We start from the raw sequence: 16,612 nt of genomic DNA on the forward strand, positions 1-16,612 counted from the left end.
TCCTACTCTATTATTGCTAAAATATCCCTATCAGATAAAATCAAATATTCCTTATCTTCAATTTTTACCTCAGTTCCTGCATATTTTGAGTAAATCACAGTATCCCCCACTTTAACTTCCATTGGACTTCTTTGTCCATTATCAAGAACTTTACCAGGACCTACTGCAATAACTTTACCCTTTTGAGGTTTTTCTTTTGCTGTATCTGGTAAAACTATTCCAGATTTTGTTTTTTCTTCTTCTTTTTCAGGCTCAACTATAATCTTGTCACCAATTGGTTTTAATTTCATATGCTCACCTCCTTATTAGCACTTTAATATATAGAGTGCTAAATCTAATATAAAATTATAAAAGGGATTATTTTTTTGTCAAGAGTTTTGATATTATTTTAAATTGCTATATTAACTCTCTTCAATCATTTCACTCCATTTTTTACTCAACTCATCCCTTCTCGGTTTATAAACTGCTTCAAAAAAGTATCTTTGAGACAAAAGAACACCCTTATCATATGATGAGACAATTTCAATTGCTTCTTTCCAAGCTTTATCAAATTTTCCTTTAAATCTTTTTTCAATTTCTTTTTCAAAATCTTCTTCGGTTTGAATCTCCCCACCAATTGTATAGTAAATTTTTCCATCTATTTCTACAGCATATGCCATCTCATCACCTATTGTCTCAATTTTAAAAGATTCTTTAATTTTCTTTAATTTTTCTTCACTTAATCTTTTCCTTTTTAGAAATAATTCACTTGGAGTTATTTCTTTAGCACCTTTAAAACCCTTTTTTGCTGCAGCGTAAAAAATTGCTCTATTTAAACCAAAACTTTTTGCAGTGTTTATTTCTTTTCCTAAAACATATGCTCTTGCTGCTTGAAGTGTTGCCATAACTTGAAATCTTCCAATTGCCATTTTTACCTCCTTAAGCCCTTAATTTTTTTCCAATATAAAGTTACAATTGGAGAATTATTTCCTATAATATATTTACTATTTATTTCTTTTATAACAATTCCTTCATGTCCCAAAGAAATGGCTTCTTTTAAATCTTTTTCTATATCTGACAATTCTTTAAATTTTAAAATTTCAACTCCTTCTCCAAATTTTATTTTATTTAAAATCTCTTTTCTTTTAATTAAAGGTAAATTTCCTAAAAAATCCCCTTTATAATAGATTATGTCGAAAACAAAAATTATTGGTTTTGCTCTGTTTGTCTCTGAAAAAAGAGAAGGAATAAACCTTCTTCCTTTATCAGAATATAACTCACAATCTAAAATTGTTCCATCTGGAACATTTTCAAAAATATCTTTTGAAATTTTTAATTTATAACTCCAATCTGGATTTTTTTCTAATCTTCTTCCAAAAAATAAAACATTTCCTTTGTCTTTTATTACCTCTAGCCTCCATCCATCAATTTTTGGTTCAACAATCCAATCGCCATTTAAATTCTCTCCAAAATATTGAATTGGTTGCATAAGCCAAACTGGTTTTATTTTTTCTTTATTTTCTTTTCCTCTATTTAAAATAAAATTTAAAAGTTTTTCATCTTCCTCTATTTTAATTGGTTTATCAATCCAATATGAAACTCTATGGGGTCTATCTTTAGTTTCAACTCCTTTTATACTTTTTGTTCCAATAACTTTAACTATTCTTGGAAGATCATACATATTATCAATTTTCAAATTAAGTTCTTGAATTTCTTTTTTAAATTTATCTCTTATAAAATTTTCAAACCAAAGAAGAGAATCTTCAATATCATATCTATTTTCATCATTAATCACATAATAAGGAATTACAAAAAACAACGACACCCCATTTCCAGTCATACCTCTGAATAGTTTTTTAAAACTATTATTATTAAAAAAATCCTTTATTTTTTCTGATAAAAAAATTGCCCTATTAAGTTCATCATCATCTGATGGTAGATTTTTGGGTCTTATTGGATCAATATCGATAACAGTCAAATTTAGTCCAACAATATCTTCTTTTCTTGCAGCAAATTTAATGTCTATTTTTCTATCTCTAATACCAGCATAAATATTTCTTTTTCCGTTAAATAAAATGCATTCTTTTAAAAAATCACTCTCATTATTGACAAACTTAACAATAGGATATACTCCTTCTTTAAGAATCCTTAATTCAGTTGGACCTTTATGATTAAGTAGTTTATAAGTAAGTTTTATATCATCTAAATTGATCCCTTCATTCATTTCTCTAAATTCATTTTATAAAATTTATGCTATAATATTAAATTGTTTTTTTATGTTTAATATGAAGGATATGATAGATATACTAAAAAAGCAGATAGGTTCTTTAAAAGATTTTTTAGAACTTAATTATATTTCTTTAAAAACAAAAAATGGAGAAATTTATATTGGAGAAAAATCCAATGGATTTATCAAATATAAAATTAAAATTGACGAAAATACAACTTTTGAAGTAGCAAGAAATGAAGATTTTGATGAAAAAGAAATTTCTGTTTTAAATTTTTTTGTAAAAATTACCTTTGATACATATTTAAAGGAAGGATATTTAAATTTAATGGATAACGAGAACCATAATTATTATAAAGTGAATGGATTTTTAAATTATATAAATCAAAGTAATATAACATTAAAAGATGAACTTGTCAAAATTTTAATTGAAACGATAAAAGTAAAAGACCAGGAAACATATGAGCATTCAAAAGGAGTCGCTTATTATTCAAAATTGATATCATCAAAATTTTTTAATGATGAAAATAAAATAAAAGATATTGAAATAGCAGCACTTCTTCATGATATTGGAAAAATTTCTATTAAAGAACAAATTTTGTTTAAACCATCAAGTTTAAGGGAAGATGAATTTGAAGAGATAAAAAAACATCCAGAAATTGGATATAAAATTGTTTCAAAAAGCGATGTCTTAAAGGATGTTGCTAATTTTATTCTTTTACATCATGAATGGGAAAATGGAATGGGTTATCCTTTTGGACTAAAAGGAGATAAAATTCCAATAGAAGCGAAAATTGTATCAGTTTCTGATTATATTGAAGCAAATCTTCAAGGAAGAAATTATACAAAAAGAAAAACAATATCAGAATTAATTAGAGATTTAGAATCACTTAAAGGTACAAAATTTAATGAAGAAATAGTAAATAAAGCAATTGAAGTTTTAAAAATAATAGAGGAAGACGGTGCAAGTATTATATATTAAAACAAGAAAAAGAGTCGAAGCAATTGATATAACTGAGTCAATTTTGAATTTTGTTAAGGAAAGCGGTATTCAAAATGGTATTTTAATAGTTTATGTTCCTCACACAACTTGCGGTTTAACAATTAATGAAAATGCAGATCCAAGTGTAATAGAAGATATTTTAAATAAAACTAGTGAACTTATTCCCAGAGTATCAAATTATAAGCATTTTGAAGGAAATTCAGACTCTCACATAAAATCAGCTATTTTTGGCATATCTCATCAACTTTTAATAGAAAATGGAAAAGTTTTGCTTGGCACATGGCAAGGAATATTTTTATTAGAATTTGATGGTCCAAGAGAAAGAAAGGTGTATTTGAAAATAATAAAAAATGGATGAAAATTATTGTTTAATTATAATTGGTGAAGGAGACATTCCTTCAGATTTTCCAAAATTTGAACTCAAAGAGTTTTTGTCATTAAAATCAAAAATAGATTCTAATTTTGAATTAAATGAATTTGAAAGAAAAAGATTTGAAGAACTTAAAATAAAAATTAAAAATTGGAAAAGAAACTTTAGAAATGATGAATATTATCATACATTATTTGATTTAACTAATTTAATTTTTAATAAATTTAAAATAAAAACATTCTTCGCTTTTTTAGATTATTGTGAACCAGATTTACAAACTTCAATTGAAAATGCAATAAATTATAACTACAAAAAGATTTATCTTTTTTCAACAAAATTAATTCTTAAAAAAATTGAATTACTTAAAATTCAAGATGAAATTAATCTAATTAAGATGAAGTATAAGGATTTGGAAATAGTTAACTTAGTAGAATTAAATTTAAATGATATTTCAGAATTTATCTTAAAAAACCTAAAAATTAAAGAGGTAAAATGAGTTGATAACGAAAATAATTTCTTTTTTAATTTTGATTTTTCTTGGATTTTTTTTAAAAAAGATTAAATTTTTAAATGAAAATGAAGGAGAGTTATTAAGAAAAATATTATTCAATGTTTCGCTTCCATCTCTTGTGATTTTTTCAATATTGACTTCAAATTTTTCTGGCAGTTTTTATAAACTTTTCTTTATTGTTCCAGTTTCAATGATAATACAATTCTTTATAACATTTATTTTAGGTTCAATTTACTTTAAAGATAAAAAAGAACTTGCAACATTAATTTTAATTTGTGTTATGGGAAATACTGCTTTTTTAGGATATCCTCTTGTTGAAATGTTTTTTGGTACAAAAAATCTTCCATTTGGAATTTTCTATGATCAAGTTCACTTTTATACTTTTTTAATTATCATATATCCTCTTATATCTTATATTTCTAGAAGTGAAAATAGAGGCATAAAATCTTCTTTTATAACACCTCCTGTTATATCTTTTCTTATATCTCTTATCTTAAGAAATTTTACAATGCCTCAAATTGTTATTGAATCCCTCAATGTTTTAAAACAATCAGTCACTCCTCTTGTTCTTTTATATCTTGGTATAAATCTTGATTTAAATATAACAAAAAAAGATTTAACATATCTTATTCCAGTAATAATATTAAAACTTATACTTCTTCCATATATAACTTTTTTTGTTACAAATTTTTTTAAAGTAGAAGAGATTATAAAAAATGTATCACTTCTTCAATCAATGATGCCAACTATGATGGCAACAATTATATTTGGTTCACAAATTGGATTAAATAAAAAAATTATTGCAAAAGCAGTTGGAATAACAACAATTTTTTCTTCATTAACAATATCTATTTTATCAAAGGCTTTAATAGGTTAAAATATAGAAAGTAGTATTTAAACTAAAAGAAAAGGAGGTGAGAGATGGATAGATTAAGAGAAGAGATTCTTTTCATACTCTCAAGAAAAAATGGAGATTTTTTTGAAATAATATCAAAAAGTAATTTTACAGCAAAAGAAGTTATGGATGAACTTAAAAAAATGAAAGATGAGGGTTTGATAGAAGAGAAAAATGGAGTATTTGAATTAAAAAATAAAATAGAGATTAAAATCTCAACTGATTTTGTTTGTGATAAATGTAAAGGGAGAAGAGTTTATGATAAAGAGGGGTTATGGAAAAATCTAAAAAAGAAATATGAAGAAATTGCTAAATTAAGACCAAAACCAGTTCAAGTTTATGATCAAGGGGTAATTGATTCTGAAACTGCAATTGGAAGATTTTTATATATGTTAACAAGGGGAGATGTTTACAAAAAGAAAATTTTGATATTAGGTGATGATGATTTAATGGGAATTTTATTTTCATTATCAAATATAACTGATGAAATTGTTGTTCTTGAAATAGACAAAAGATTAGTAAATTTTATAAACGAAATTAAAAAAGATTATAAATTAAATAATTTGACCGCTTATGAATATGATGCAAGAGAAAAACTTCCTGAAAATTTTGTTGATAAATTTGATACATTCTTCACTGACCCAGTTGAAACAGTAGAAGGTCTTTTAATTTTTGTCTCCAGAACTTTAGCAGGTCTTAAAGGAAATGGCAATGCAGGTTATTTTGGGCTTACATCAATAGAATCAAATGGAGAAAAGTGGTTAAAGATACAGAGAGGATTAAATGATATGAATCTTGTAATAACAGATATAGTTAGAAATTTCTCATTTTATGAATTAAGTGATGATATTTTAAAAAGTGACCTTTTAATTGTTAAAGAAAATCCATTCAATATACAAAATCCAAAATTTTACTGGTATAACTCTCATCTATATAGGGTTGAAGTTGTTGGAACAAAGAAACCGAAATATATTGATAGTGTTAATTTGGGAAGAGAATTATATTTTGATGAATATACATATGTTGTAAAACCATGAGTGACGAAAATGTTTTATTACGGCCCTTTTGGGCAGAAATTAATCTCGATAATTTAAAGAAAAATTACCTTTTTCTAAGAAGCATTGTTAAAGATAAAAAGTTAATTTCTGTTGTTAAAGCAGATGCATATGGTCATGGAGCACCTGAAATAGCAGGTGAGCTTGAAATTTTAGGAAGTGACTATTTTGCTGTTGCTACACTTGAAGAAGGAATTGAATTAAGAACAAGAGGAATATCAAAACCTATACTTATTTTTGGATATATTTTTCCAAAACAAGCTGATTATATAGTGAATTTTTCATTAACTCCAACTTTATATTCACTTGATTTTGCAAAAGAACTTAATAATATTTGTGAAATAACAAAAGAAAAAGTTAATGTACATATAAAAATTGATACTGGAATGGGCAGAGTAGGAATTCTCTGGAATGAAGCAGTTCCTTTTATAAAAGAAGTTTTAAAATTTAAAAACATTTATATTGAAGGTTTATATGCTCACTTTTCTTCAGCAGATGAAAAAGATAAAACATTCACAATACTTCAATATGAAAGATTTATGAAAGTTATAAATGAACTTGAAAAAGAAAACATAAAAATTCCTTTAAAACATCATGGTAATTCAGCTACTGTAATTGACCTTCCAGAATATATTTTAGATGGAGTAAGATGTGGAATATCTCTTTATGGATTAAGACCATCAGATGAAGTTAAAAAAGTAAAACTTTATCCTGTAATGAGTTTACATTCGAAAATTATTTTTTTAAAAAAAGTTCCTCCAGGAACTCCAATTAGTTATGGAAGAACCTATATTACAAAAAAGGAGAGTATAATAGGTACACTTCCGTTTGGTTATGCAGATGGTTATCCAAGAATTTTATCTAATAAAGGTGAGGTAGTTTTTAAGGGAAGAAGAGCAAAAATAGTTGGAAGAGTAACTATGGATCAAGTCATGATTGACCTTACAAAATTTAAAGATGCTAAAGTTGGTGATGATGTTATAATAATGGGGAAAGAAGGAAGGGAAGAAATTACTGCAGATGAGATAGCAAAAAAATGTAAAACTATAAATTATGAAATTGTAACAAGAATTGGGAAGAGAGTGCCAAGAGTTTATATAAAGAATGGAGAAGTTATAAAAATAAAAACTCTTTTAGATAGATAAAGGAGGTTTACAATGGAAAAGAAAAAAGAAATTAAAAAGAAAGAGAGTGGATTAAAAACATATTTTATAATTTCAGGTGCAATAATAGTTGCTTTTGTAATATTAATTTCAATATTTTCTTTCTTTAATAGAGAAATCCCCCTTGATAAAGCACTTAAAGAAATTTTTGGAAAAGATTATAAAGTTTTAGAGTCCAAAAGTTATACTTTACCAGATGATCCTAATTTTGCTCTTTCAATTGACACAGTAGTTAATTCAAAAGGAACAATTGTTGGAAAGTATTCTTTACTTACAATTAAAGATCTTTCATTAAAAAACATTGATAACAGCATAAAGGTTGTTGTGTGTTTTGATGATAATGGTAAAATTTCTAAAATAAAACCTCTAAGCAAAATAAAAACAGAAAAAGAAACAAATTGGAATGAATTTTTCTCAAAATTTATAGGAAAAGATTATAAAGATTTACTCTCAACTGCAATACCACTACCTGCTGAAAATGGGGAGCTTGCAACTACATTTAAAGATAAGTTAGTAAAGAGCTCTGCAATTTCTTATATAAATCAGTTTGGTGTTGAAGCATATACATCTTTAAAAACAAATCAAACAGAAAATGAAACAAAAAGATTACTGATTGGAGATAAAATTCCATCTTTTGAAGCAACTGATATAAATGGAGAAAAAATTTCAAGTGAATTAATAAAAGGTAGAAAAACAGTTATAGTTTCAACAAATGCAACATGTGGTTCATGTATTGAAAAAACACATGCTTTTGATGAACTTATATATAAAGTTGGAAAAAATAAAAATTTTAACTATATACTCATATCTGAAACAGCAAAAGATAAAACTATTAATGAATATTTAACAAAAACAAAAAACAAAAATATGAAAATAATAATTGATACTTCTCAGGAACTTCTAAGAAAATTAACAATTGAATTTACACCTGATGTTTTATTAGTTGATATTGATGGAACTGTTGTTTATCACAATTTTCCTAATTCTCAAGATATAGAACAAAAATTAACTGAATTTCTTAAATAAATGAAACTAAAAATATTATTAGTTATATTTTTGATTTTAATTTCATTTTTCTCTTTTAATATAAATTATCTTCTAACTAAAAATAGTGAGGTTATAATTTATTATTTTTATATTGAAGGATGTCCTGAATGTGCTAGAGTTACACCTTTTCTTGAAACACTTGATGCAAGATTTAATAATTTAAATATAACAAAATTGAATATTGCTGAAACCAAAAATCAGGAATTAAGAGCAAAACTTGACGACTACTACAATGTGCCAGATGATAAAAAAGGAGTTGTTCCAGCAATTTTTATAGGAAGAAGTTTCTATATTAGAGAAAAAGATATATTTGATAATTTAAGTAAAAAAATAGAAAGTTTTGACTATTCAGAAAACGAATTTTTACTTGAAGCACTTTCAAAAGATATTTCTGGAAAAGAGAAAATAAAAGAGTATTTTGAGAAGTTTGGTGTTTTTGTAATTCTTTTTGCAGGATTAATTGATGGAGTAAATCCATGCGCATTTGCAGTTTTAATATTTTTTATAACTTTTCTTTTGACAACAGGAAGAAAAAGAGAAGATATATTAAAAGTAGGCTTCTTTTTTACTCTTGGTGTTTTTATTGCATATTTTATTTCTGGAGTTGGAATATTTAGAGTTATACAAAAATATTCTATAGTTGGGATATTTTCAAAGATTTTGTATCTTATAACAGCAGTTCTTGTTTTTACTTTTGCTGTTCTTTCATATACAGATTACTTAAAAATAAAAAGCGGGAAAGGTGAAGAAATAACTCTACAACTTCCAGGTTTTTTCAAAAAAACAGCTAGAAACATGATTAAAAAGAATTTAAACACTTCTTTTATATCACTTTCAGCATTTTTAGTTGCATTTCCAATATCCATTATAGAATTTTTATGTACAGGTCAAACATATCTTCCAACTATTGTTTATATAATTGGAATTCCAGAACTCAAAACAAAAGGAATATTGTATCTAATAATCTATAATTTTATGTTTGTTGTTCCTTTAATTCTCATCTTTCTTGGGGTTTATTTTGGTCTCTCACAAAGAGCATTAGGAAAATTGATGAGAGAAAATGTAGGAAAAATTAAATTAATTATGTCAATAATTTTCTTTATACTTAGTGGATATCTATTCTATCTTGTCTTAAAATCTTTTGGAATTATATTTTAAAGTTTTATAATTAATTAGATGAGAAAAAAAGTAATTAAAAGAAGGGTATACAAAGAAAGAAGATTGGCGCTTTTACTTATTTTAATTTTTATTGTTATTTTTCTTTTTTCATTAAGATTTTTCTCATTTAACCCACAAAATGAAAATGTTAAAATTTATTTTTATGACAAAAAATCAAATGAACTTGTTTTTGAAAAAAGAGTAATACCAAAATTTAGAAATTTGCCTGAAAAAATTAAAAGACTTGCTGAAGAAGTTATAAAGGGTCCAAAATCTGAGACACTTGAAAGAGTTGTCGATCCTAATACTAAGGTTATATCAATTGATATTGATAAGGATAGAGCAATAATCTCTTTTTCAAAAGAAATAAAAAATAGAGTATTAGATGGAATTTCAGGTGAGGCAGCATCTATTTATTCATTTGTTAACACAATAATTGGCAATAGTTCACTAAGGAGCGTTGATATTCTTATTGAAAATAAAAGAGAAAATTTTTATTGGGATTCAATATCTATTTCTTCACCACTTAATTTTCTTTCATCAAAACTCCCTTCAGGGAGAAAAATTTTTCTTTATTATTATGATAAAAATTTAGAATTTCCAATTCTTATTCAATCTGAAATTCAAGAACCAAAAGATACACTTGAATGGGCGAAATTAATTTTTGATAAATTGAAAAGTGGACCTCCATTAAAATATGAAAACTACCTTTCTAAAACTATTCCTGATGTTGCAACCTTAAAAGATATAAAAATAGAAGGAGATAAGTTAGTTCTAAATTTAAACCCTGATATTCTTTCATATAAAGGTTTTGGCTCTTCATCAGAAATAGCATTTATGTATTCTATAACTTTATCAATGACTGAAATTCCAGGAATTAAAAAAGTACAATTTCTTGTTGATGGAAAAATTGTTGAAACAATTGGAGGAAACTTTGAAACATTAAAACCCATCACTAGATGGTATTATGATTTAAACCCACCTCCTGAAAATATGTATGGATATCCAGTTTATTATATTTTAAAAATAAAAGATGTCTCTTTTATATCACCCCAAGTTATTTTTACAAACAAAAAAGACGCAGTAAAACTTATATTTGAAAAACTTCTTACACCTAATAATCCTTTTTTGACATACCTTCCTAAAGATGCTAAATTAAATTCTTATACGATTAAAAATGAAATTTTGTCTTTGGATTTAAATTTTGATCCATCAAAAATTGATTCAAAAGAAAAAGAAGAATTATTAATTAAGCAAATTGTTTTAACATTTTTTGATTCAATGAATATTAAGGAAATAAATATATCAATAAACGGTAAAAAAATTAAACTACCATTTGGTACTGACCTTTCTAAAAGTTTTACAAAAGATTCTTTATGAAGATAAAAGGAGTTATAACATCAGGTTATAGAGAAGGATCTAAATATGTAAAAATTTATAAAGATAAAATAAAAAATGCTATTGGAATAAACCCTTATGAAGGAACACTCAACATTAAAGTAGAATTTGATATAAAAACCTTAAAATTTAAAGAAAAAATTAAAATTGATGGTTTTAATGGATTTGGAGCAATTTATATAATTCCTTGTAAAGTTAATAATTTTAATGCATATATTGTAATACCAGAAAAAACAAAACATAAAAAAACACTTGAAATTATATCTGATGTTTCGTTAAGAGATAAGGGAAATTTTAAAGATGGTGATAAAGTTTTTATTGAATTTGAAAATTTAGATTAAAATTAAACAACCTTTTTTACAACCAATTTTGAAATGAGTTTCAAACAATCCATAACACCAATTCCTTGAACTGCAACTGCTTCAAAAAAGGGAAATGAATTGATATTTAATGCTTTATTTAGATCATCAACTGAAACAATATTTGGTAAATCTCTTTTGTTATATTGAAAAACAATTGGAGTATCCTCTAAGGATAAACCATATTCTCTCATATTTTCAATCATATCTTTAAATGATTCTAAATTTTTTTCAAAAATTTCCTGTTGAGAATCGGCAACAAAAACAATTCCATCTGTTGCTCTGAGAATTGTTTTTCTAGTTAAAGAGTAAATTGCTTGTCCAGGTACTGTATATAGCGAAAGTTTTATCGTATAACCCTTTATATTTCCTAGATCAAGTGGTAAAAAATCAAAAAATAGAGTTCTTTCATCCTGAGTAGCAATAGATGTAAATTTACCCTTAAGGTCCTGTGGTAATTTTTCATAAATAAATCTTAAATTTGTTGTTTTACCACTCATTGCAGGACCATAATATACAATTTTAAAAGTTATCTCTTTTGTGGAATAGTTAATTAATGCCATTGATGTGTATTAAATATTAAAAGAGGTTTTCGAGTTTATTCTCAATCTCTTCTTCTAGTCCCTCTTTTTCTTCTATTTTTCTTTCTTTTGATATTGTAACATTCTTTAAAAATGGAGAAATTTCTGAATGTATTTTCTTTGACCAAAATCTTATGGCACCTACAGGAGCGTTATTATCAAAAACAATTATTAATAGAACCTGAGGAACAAGAAGAGATATATGAATGTTAGTTTCTTCTCCCTGATGAAAAGTTACTGTAAACTCTTTTTCACCTAAAAGTTTTGCAAGTTCATTTGTGGCAGAAAAAAGTCCTGCTGAAAGTGCACAAATATTTGAAGCATCTCTTCTAGAAATTGATCCATGTTTTGTTATCAGTTGTCCTGATCTATCAGAAAGCAATATATGTTTTGCTTGAGAATCAGCAAGTGTTTGTGCTAAATAATCATCTACTCTTTTTAAATCTTCATCTGAAATTATAACTGAACTTAAACCTTCAGCCATTATCTACTCCTTTCTAAACGAAATTATACCTTTTTTATACAAACCTTCAACAATATTAATAATTTTAATCTTTTCTGTTCCCATCTCTTCAATTATATCACAACATCTCTTTTTTCCATCAATTAAATTTAAAAATCTCCATTCATCAACATTTATTGAAAAATTTTCAACTTCTACCTTCTCATTTAAAACAGGAACTAAATTTAATAAATCCTCTTTTGTTTTAAATTCATCTTGAAGAGATATTGCTTCTAGAACAGATTTTGAAGTATCCTCATCAATGGTTGGTGCAGGAAGGATAATATTCTCAACAAATCTAAATGATCCTTTATTCCAATTTAAAATTTCAATAAGTGCTTCTTTTCCTATATTATCAATTGAGTGTGCATGAATAAGTTTTCCATTTTTGAAAAAAAGTTCCCCCTTTTCTCTTGTGGGTAAAACAATCTCAAGTTTTCCAGTTTTACCCATATTTGAAAGAGTCTGAATTAATTCTAAAATTCCTAAAACTCCAATATCTCCTTTCAGTTCCATAACTTAACCACCTTCATTTTTTTTATTTTTATGTTATTATACAATAAAATAAAAAATATTTATATATGAGGTGAATAATGGGAATACCTATTGGTCCCAGAGTAAGAAGGGTTGGTGTAATGATTTTGACATCGTCAAACTTTTTAATTAAAGGCAAAATTTCTGTCCCTGAAGATATGAGATTTTCTGATGCTTTAAATAAATTTTTAAAAGAGACAAAATTTATACCAATTGTTGAACCTGAAATTTTAGATTCAAATCAAAATTTAATTGGGAAAGGGGATTTTTCACTTGTAAATAAAGATTTAATTATTGCAATATATCCCCTTGAAAAAGGTTTATAATTAACATATCATTCTTAAATTTTTCATCTTTAAATTTCGCTCATTTAGAAATTATTTAGTGTTATAATTAATTTGAGAACTGGAGGTGAACATGGAATTTTGGGATTATCTAACAGATAACTCAAGGCAAGTATTCTACCTTGCTCAAGAGGAAGCCCAAAGATTGAACAATAATTATATTGGAACAGAACATCTTTTACTTGGCTTAATTAGACTTGAAAATACAACTGCTGCAAAAGCACTTTCTCGCTTTAATTTAGATTATTCAATTCTTGCATCAAAAATAAGAGAGATGGTTTCTGGACTATCTACTGAGGAAGATTATTATTCTTCTAAAAGAATAATTTTAACCCCAAGAGTTAAAAGAATTCTTGAGTTATCTAAAATGATTGCTCAAGAAATTGGAGAATATTATGTTGATACAGAACATATACTTTTAGGAATGATAGAAGAAGGGGAGGGAATGGCTATAAAAGTTCTTGAAGAACTTGGTGTTGAAACTGAAAAATTAAAAGAAGAGATTTATGAGTTAATTGAAGAAAGAAAATATGGAAAGAGAGTTGAAGACAGAAGAGATAGAACTAAAGAAAGAACAAAAACTCCAACATTAGATCAATTCTCTAGGGACTTAACTCTCCTTGCTCAACAGAATAAGCTTGATCCTGTAATTGGAAGAGAAAAAGAGATAAGCAGAGTAATTGAAATTCTATCAAGAAGAACAAAAAATAATCCTGTGCTTATTGGAGACCCAGGAGTTGGAAAAACAGCAATAGTTGAGGGTCTTGCACAAAAAATTGTAAAATCTGAAGTCCCAGAACCACTTAAAAATAAAAGAGTTATTGCATTAGACCTTCCTTCTCTTGTTGCAGGAACAAAATATAGAGGTGAGTTTGAAGAGAGAATGAAAAGAGTTTTACAAGAAATCAAAAGAAGTCAAGGTGAAGTTATATTATTTATAGATGAAATTCATACTCTTGTTGGTGCTGGAAGCGCTGAAGGAGCAATAGATGCATCAAATATTTTAAAACCAGAGTTAGCAAGAGGTGAGATTCAATGTATTGGAGCAACAACATTAAAAGATTATAGAAAATATATTGAAAAAGATTCTGCCCTTGAAAGAAGATTTCAACCTGTTTTTGTTGAAGAACCAACTCCTGAACAGACAATTGAAATCTTAAAAGGATTGAGAAGTAAATATGAAGATCATCATAAAGTTAAAATTTTAGACGAAACATTAATTGAAGCGGTAAAACTTTCAACAAGGTATATAACTTCAAGATTTTTACCAGATAAAGCAATTGACCTAATTGATGAAGCAAGTGCAAAAGTAAGACTTAGGTTGTCACTAAAACCACAAGAAATCATTGAACTTGAGAATAAAATAAAAGAAGCAAAAGAGAAGAAAAATAAAGCAATAAGCGAACAGAAATTTGAACTTGCAGCAAAATATAGAGATGAAGAGAGTAAACTAAGATTAAAACTTGAAGAGGTTAAAGAAAATATAAGAAAATCAAGAGAGATTGAAAGACCAGAAGTTAAACCTGAGGATGTAGCAGAAGTCGTTTCAATGTGGACAGGAATTCCAGTTAAAAGGTTAATGGTTGAAGAAAAAGAAAGATTATTAAAACTTGAAGAGGAATTACACAAAAGAATTGTTGATCAGAATGAAGCGGTTGAAGCAGTATCTAAAGCAATTAGAAGAGCAAAGGCTGGTCTTAAAGACCCTAATAGACCAATTGGATCATTCTTATTTTTAGGTCCAACTGGTGTTGGAAAAACAGAACTCTCCAAAGCACTTGCAGAAATTCTCTTTGATAGCGAAGATGCTTTAATTAGACTTGATATGTCTGAATATATGGAAAAATTTAATGTTTCTAGACTCATAGGTTCACCTCCAGGTTATGTTGGATATGAAGAAGGTGGCCAATTAACTGAAGCAGTTAGAAGAAGACCTTATTCAATAATACTTTTTGATGAAATTGAAAAAGCACATCCTGATGTTTTTAATATTCTTTTACAAATTTTAGATACAGGGAGATTAACTGATAGCCAAGGTCATGTGGTAGATTTTAGAAATACAATAATAATTCTTACTTCAAATCTTGGAACATCATATGATTCTGCTAAAAAATTTGGTTTTGTAAAAGAAGATGAAATAGATTATAAAGAGATGAAGCAAAGAGTTCTTTCTGAACTTAAAAATACATTCAGACCAGAGTTTTTGAATAGAATTGATGAAATTGTTATATTTAACTATCTCTCAAAGGATGATGTTAAAAAGATACTTGATATTATGCTTAAAAGAATAAAAGATGAATTAAAAGATAGAAGCATAACAATTCAATTGACTGATGATGCTAAAGACTTTATTATTGAAAGAGGGTTTGATAGAAACTTTGGGGCAAGAAATTTATGGAGAACAATCCTCAAGGAGGTTGAAAACCCACTCTCTGAAAAGCTACTTAAAGGTGAATTTGAAGATGGAGATACGATCCTTATAGATAAAGATACTGATTCATTAACTTTTAGAAAAATTGAAGAAAAAGAAAGTATCTCTCAGGGATAATTATTTAAAAACAATCAATGAAATTATAAAAGGGGAGCTTTTCCCCTTTTATATTTTATTAGGAGATAATTTTTATTTAAAAAATCAACTATTAGAAAAAATTAAAGTTGCTCTAAAAGTTGAGAAAATAAATATAATAGATGGAGAGATTGATAAAAAAACGATTCTTGATTATCTTGAATCTTCGTCCTTTTTTTTCTCTTCTCTTCTATTTTACATAAAAGATGCTGACAAAATTGAGGATTTCAAGTGGGAGGATTTTAGTTCGAGAAAAAATAGAATAATAATTTTTGAATCAAAAGAAGGGAAAATTCCGGAGCCTCCTTTATATTTAGAAGAAAAAGTAAAATATGTTTTTGATGAACCACTTGAAGAGAATGTTTTAAAAAAGTGGGTTTTAAAAAAATTTGATGAAAATGGTAAAAAAATTGATGAAAAAATTGCTTCTAAAATGATTTTTGAACTTCAAGGAAATTTAGATCTTTTGTATACAGAAATAGAAAAACTTTCTCTTCTTGAAAATGAGACAATTACTGAAGAAGATATCGACTATTTCACTTATAAAATAAATATACCAAGCATTTATGAAATAATAGCAAGTTATCTTAAGGGAAGGAAAAGAAAATTTTTAAATCTTTTAAACGATTTAATTCAAACTGGTGAACCATTTGAGAGAATTTTTTATCTCTTGCTTAATAGAATTATAAATTTAATTGATATAAAAATTGCAAACATAAAAGGTGTTAGTGAAAAAAATATAAGAGAGAGTTTAAAACTCTCTCCTTTTCAAATTTCATCTTTAACTCTTGAGTCAAAAGAATATTCTTTTGAAGAACTTTTTGATTTCTTAAAAGATTTACTTGAAATTGAAAAAAGCATTAAATTAAGTAAAGGTTATCTTAAAGAAAAACTTGAACTTGATTCAATTAAAAGATAAC

General features: G+C 26.3%; 19 protein-coding genes. 13 read left to right on the top strand and 6 right to left on the bottom strand.

Going from position 1 to position 16,612, the window contains the following annotated elements; all coding sequences use genetic code 11:
- Nucleotides 1-2 precede the first annotated feature (2 nt).
- The 3 genes from groES to N3D74_01445 form a co-directional block, all read right to left on the bottom strand.
- Nucleotides 3-290 carry a co-chaperone GroES gene (gene groES, locus N3D74_01435; protein MCX8094842.1) on the bottom strand — a complete coding sequence of 96 codons (288 nt, stop codon included), beginning with the start codon at nt 288-290 and terminating at the stop codon, nt 3-5.
- Nucleotides 291-401: 111 nt separating this feature from the next.
- Nucleotides 402-908, bottom strand: coding sequence for a hypothetical protein (locus tag N3D74_01440; GenBank protein ID MCX8094843.1), 507 nt, complete (start codon nt 906-908; stop codon nt 402-404).
- 2 nt (nt 909-910) lie between these two features.
- Entirely contained in the window at nt 911-2,203 is a 1,293-nt protein-coding gene (locus N3D74_01445; protein ID MCX8094844.1) for a hypothetical protein, read from the bottom strand.
- Between the two features lie 70 nt (nt 2,204-2,273).
- Between N3D74_01445 and N3D74_01450 the strand changes: the two genes are divergently transcribed.
- Genes N3D74_01450 through N3D74_01495 form a run of 10 tightly spaced genes read left to right on the top strand, consistent with a single transcriptional unit; the run spans nt 2,274 to nt 11,147 of the window.
- The gene (locus N3D74_01450) at nt 2,274-3,188 is read left to right on the top strand and encodes an HD domain-containing protein (protein MCX8094845.1); all 915 of its coding nucleotides are present in this window, start codon (nt 2,274-2,276) and stop codon (nt 3,186-3,188) included.
- Entirely contained in the window at nt 3,169-3,567 is a 399-nt protein-coding gene (locus N3D74_01455; GenBank protein ID MCX8094846.1) for a secondary thiamine-phosphate synthase enzyme YjbQ, read from the top strand. Before N3D74_01450 ends, N3D74_01455 begins: the two co-directional genes overlap by 20 nt.
- Nucleotides 3,560-4,075 carry a hypothetical protein gene (locus N3D74_01460; protein MCX8094847.1) on the top strand — a complete coding sequence of 172 codons (516 nt, stop codon included), beginning with the start codon at nt 3,560-3,562 and terminating at the stop codon, nt 4,073-4,075. The genes N3D74_01455 and N3D74_01460 overlap by 8 nt, the downstream gene beginning before the upstream one ends.
- Nucleotide 4,076: 1 nt before the next feature.
- Nucleotides 4,077-4,967 (top strand): AEC family transporter, encoded by an 891-nt coding sequence (locus tag N3D74_01465; protein ID MCX8094848.1) that lies wholly within the window; start codon nt 4,077-4,079, stop codon nt 4,965-4,967.
- Between the two features lie 44 nt (nt 4,968-5,011).
- Nucleotides 5,012-6,022 (top strand): bis-aminopropyl spermidine synthase family protein, encoded by a 1,011-nt coding sequence (locus N3D74_01470; GenBank protein MCX8094849.1) that lies wholly within the window; start codon nt 5,012-5,014, stop codon nt 6,020-6,022.
- Complete coding sequence (gene alr, locus N3D74_01475) at nt 6,019-7,185, top strand: alanine racemase (protein MCX8094850.1); 1,167 nt, start codon at nt 6,019-6,021, stop codon at nt 7,183-7,185. Before N3D74_01470 ends, alr begins: the two co-directional genes overlap by 4 nt.
- Nucleotides 7,186-7,197: 12 nt before the next feature.
- Complete coding sequence (locus N3D74_01480; GenBank protein ID MCX8094851.1) at nt 7,198-8,229, top strand: redoxin family protein; 1,032 nt, start codon at nt 7,198-7,200, stop codon at nt 8,227-8,229.
- Nucleotides 8,230-9,408, top strand: a complete 1,179-nt coding sequence (locus N3D74_01485) for a hypothetical protein (GenBank protein ID MCX8094852.1) — start codon at nt 8,230-8,232, stop codon at nt 9,406-9,408.
- A gap of 18 nt (nt 9,409-9,426) precedes the next feature.
- The gene (locus N3D74_01490) at nt 9,427-10,788 is read left to right on the top strand and encodes a GerMN domain-containing protein (protein MCX8094853.1); all 1,362 of its coding nucleotides are present in this window, start codon (nt 9,427-9,429) and stop codon (nt 10,786-10,788) included.
- Nucleotides 10,785-11,147: a CTP-dependent riboflavin kinase gene (locus N3D74_01495; GenBank protein MCX8094854.1), complete on the top strand. Its 363-nt coding sequence runs from the start codon at nt 10,785-10,787 to the stop codon at nt 11,145-11,147. The genes N3D74_01490 and N3D74_01495 overlap by 4 nt, the downstream gene beginning before the upstream one ends.
- Before the next feature lie 2 nt (nt 11,148-11,149).
- Here the strand turns inward: N3D74_01495 and N3D74_01500 are convergent, their stop codons facing one another.
- Genes N3D74_01500 through N3D74_01510 form a run of 3 tightly spaced genes read right to left on the bottom strand, consistent with a single transcriptional unit; the run spans nt 11,150 to nt 12,764 of the window.
- Nucleotides 11,150-11,728, bottom strand: coding sequence for an ADP-ribosylation factor-like protein (locus N3D74_01500; protein MCX8094855.1), 579 nt, complete (start codon nt 11,726-11,728; stop codon nt 11,150-11,152).
- Between the two features lie 16 nt (nt 11,729-11,744).
- Entirely contained in the window at nt 11,745-12,230 is a 486-nt protein-coding gene (locus N3D74_01505; GenBank protein MCX8094856.1) for a roadblock/LC7 domain-containing protein, read from the bottom strand.
- 3 nt (nt 12,231-12,233) lie between these two features.
- Entirely contained in the window at nt 12,234-12,764 is a 531-nt protein-coding gene (locus N3D74_01510) for a DUF4388 domain-containing protein (protein ID MCX8094857.1), read from the bottom strand.
- A 77-nt stretch (nt 12,765-12,841) separates the two neighbouring features.
- Here N3D74_01510 and N3D74_01515 point away from each other — a divergent pair, with 77 nt between their 5' ends.
- The 3 genes from N3D74_01515 to N3D74_01525 all read left to right on the top strand — a co-directional run bounded on the left by N3D74_01515 (nt 12,842) and on the right by N3D74_01525 (nt 16,611).
- Nucleotides 12,842-13,108: a hypothetical protein gene (locus tag N3D74_01515; GenBank protein MCX8094858.1), complete on the top strand. Its 267-nt coding sequence runs from the start codon at nt 12,842-12,844 to the stop codon at nt 13,106-13,108.
- A gap of 91 nt (nt 13,109-13,199) precedes the next feature.
- Nucleotides 13,200-15,674, top strand: coding sequence for an ATP-dependent Clp protease ATP-binding subunit (locus tag N3D74_01520; protein MCX8094859.1), 2,475 nt, complete (start codon nt 13,200-13,202; stop codon nt 15,672-15,674).
- Complete coding sequence (locus N3D74_01525; GenBank protein MCX8094860.1) at nt 15,643-16,611, top strand: hypothetical protein; 969 nt, start codon at nt 15,643-15,645, stop codon at nt 16,609-16,611. Before N3D74_01520 ends, N3D74_01525 begins: the two co-directional genes overlap by 32 nt.
- The last annotated feature ends 1 nt before the right edge of the window (nt 16,612 follow it).

Source organism: Caldisericia bacterium, assembly GCA_026414995.1.
Lineage (GTDB): Bacteria > Caldisericota > Caldisericia > B22-G15 > B22-G15 > JAAYUH01.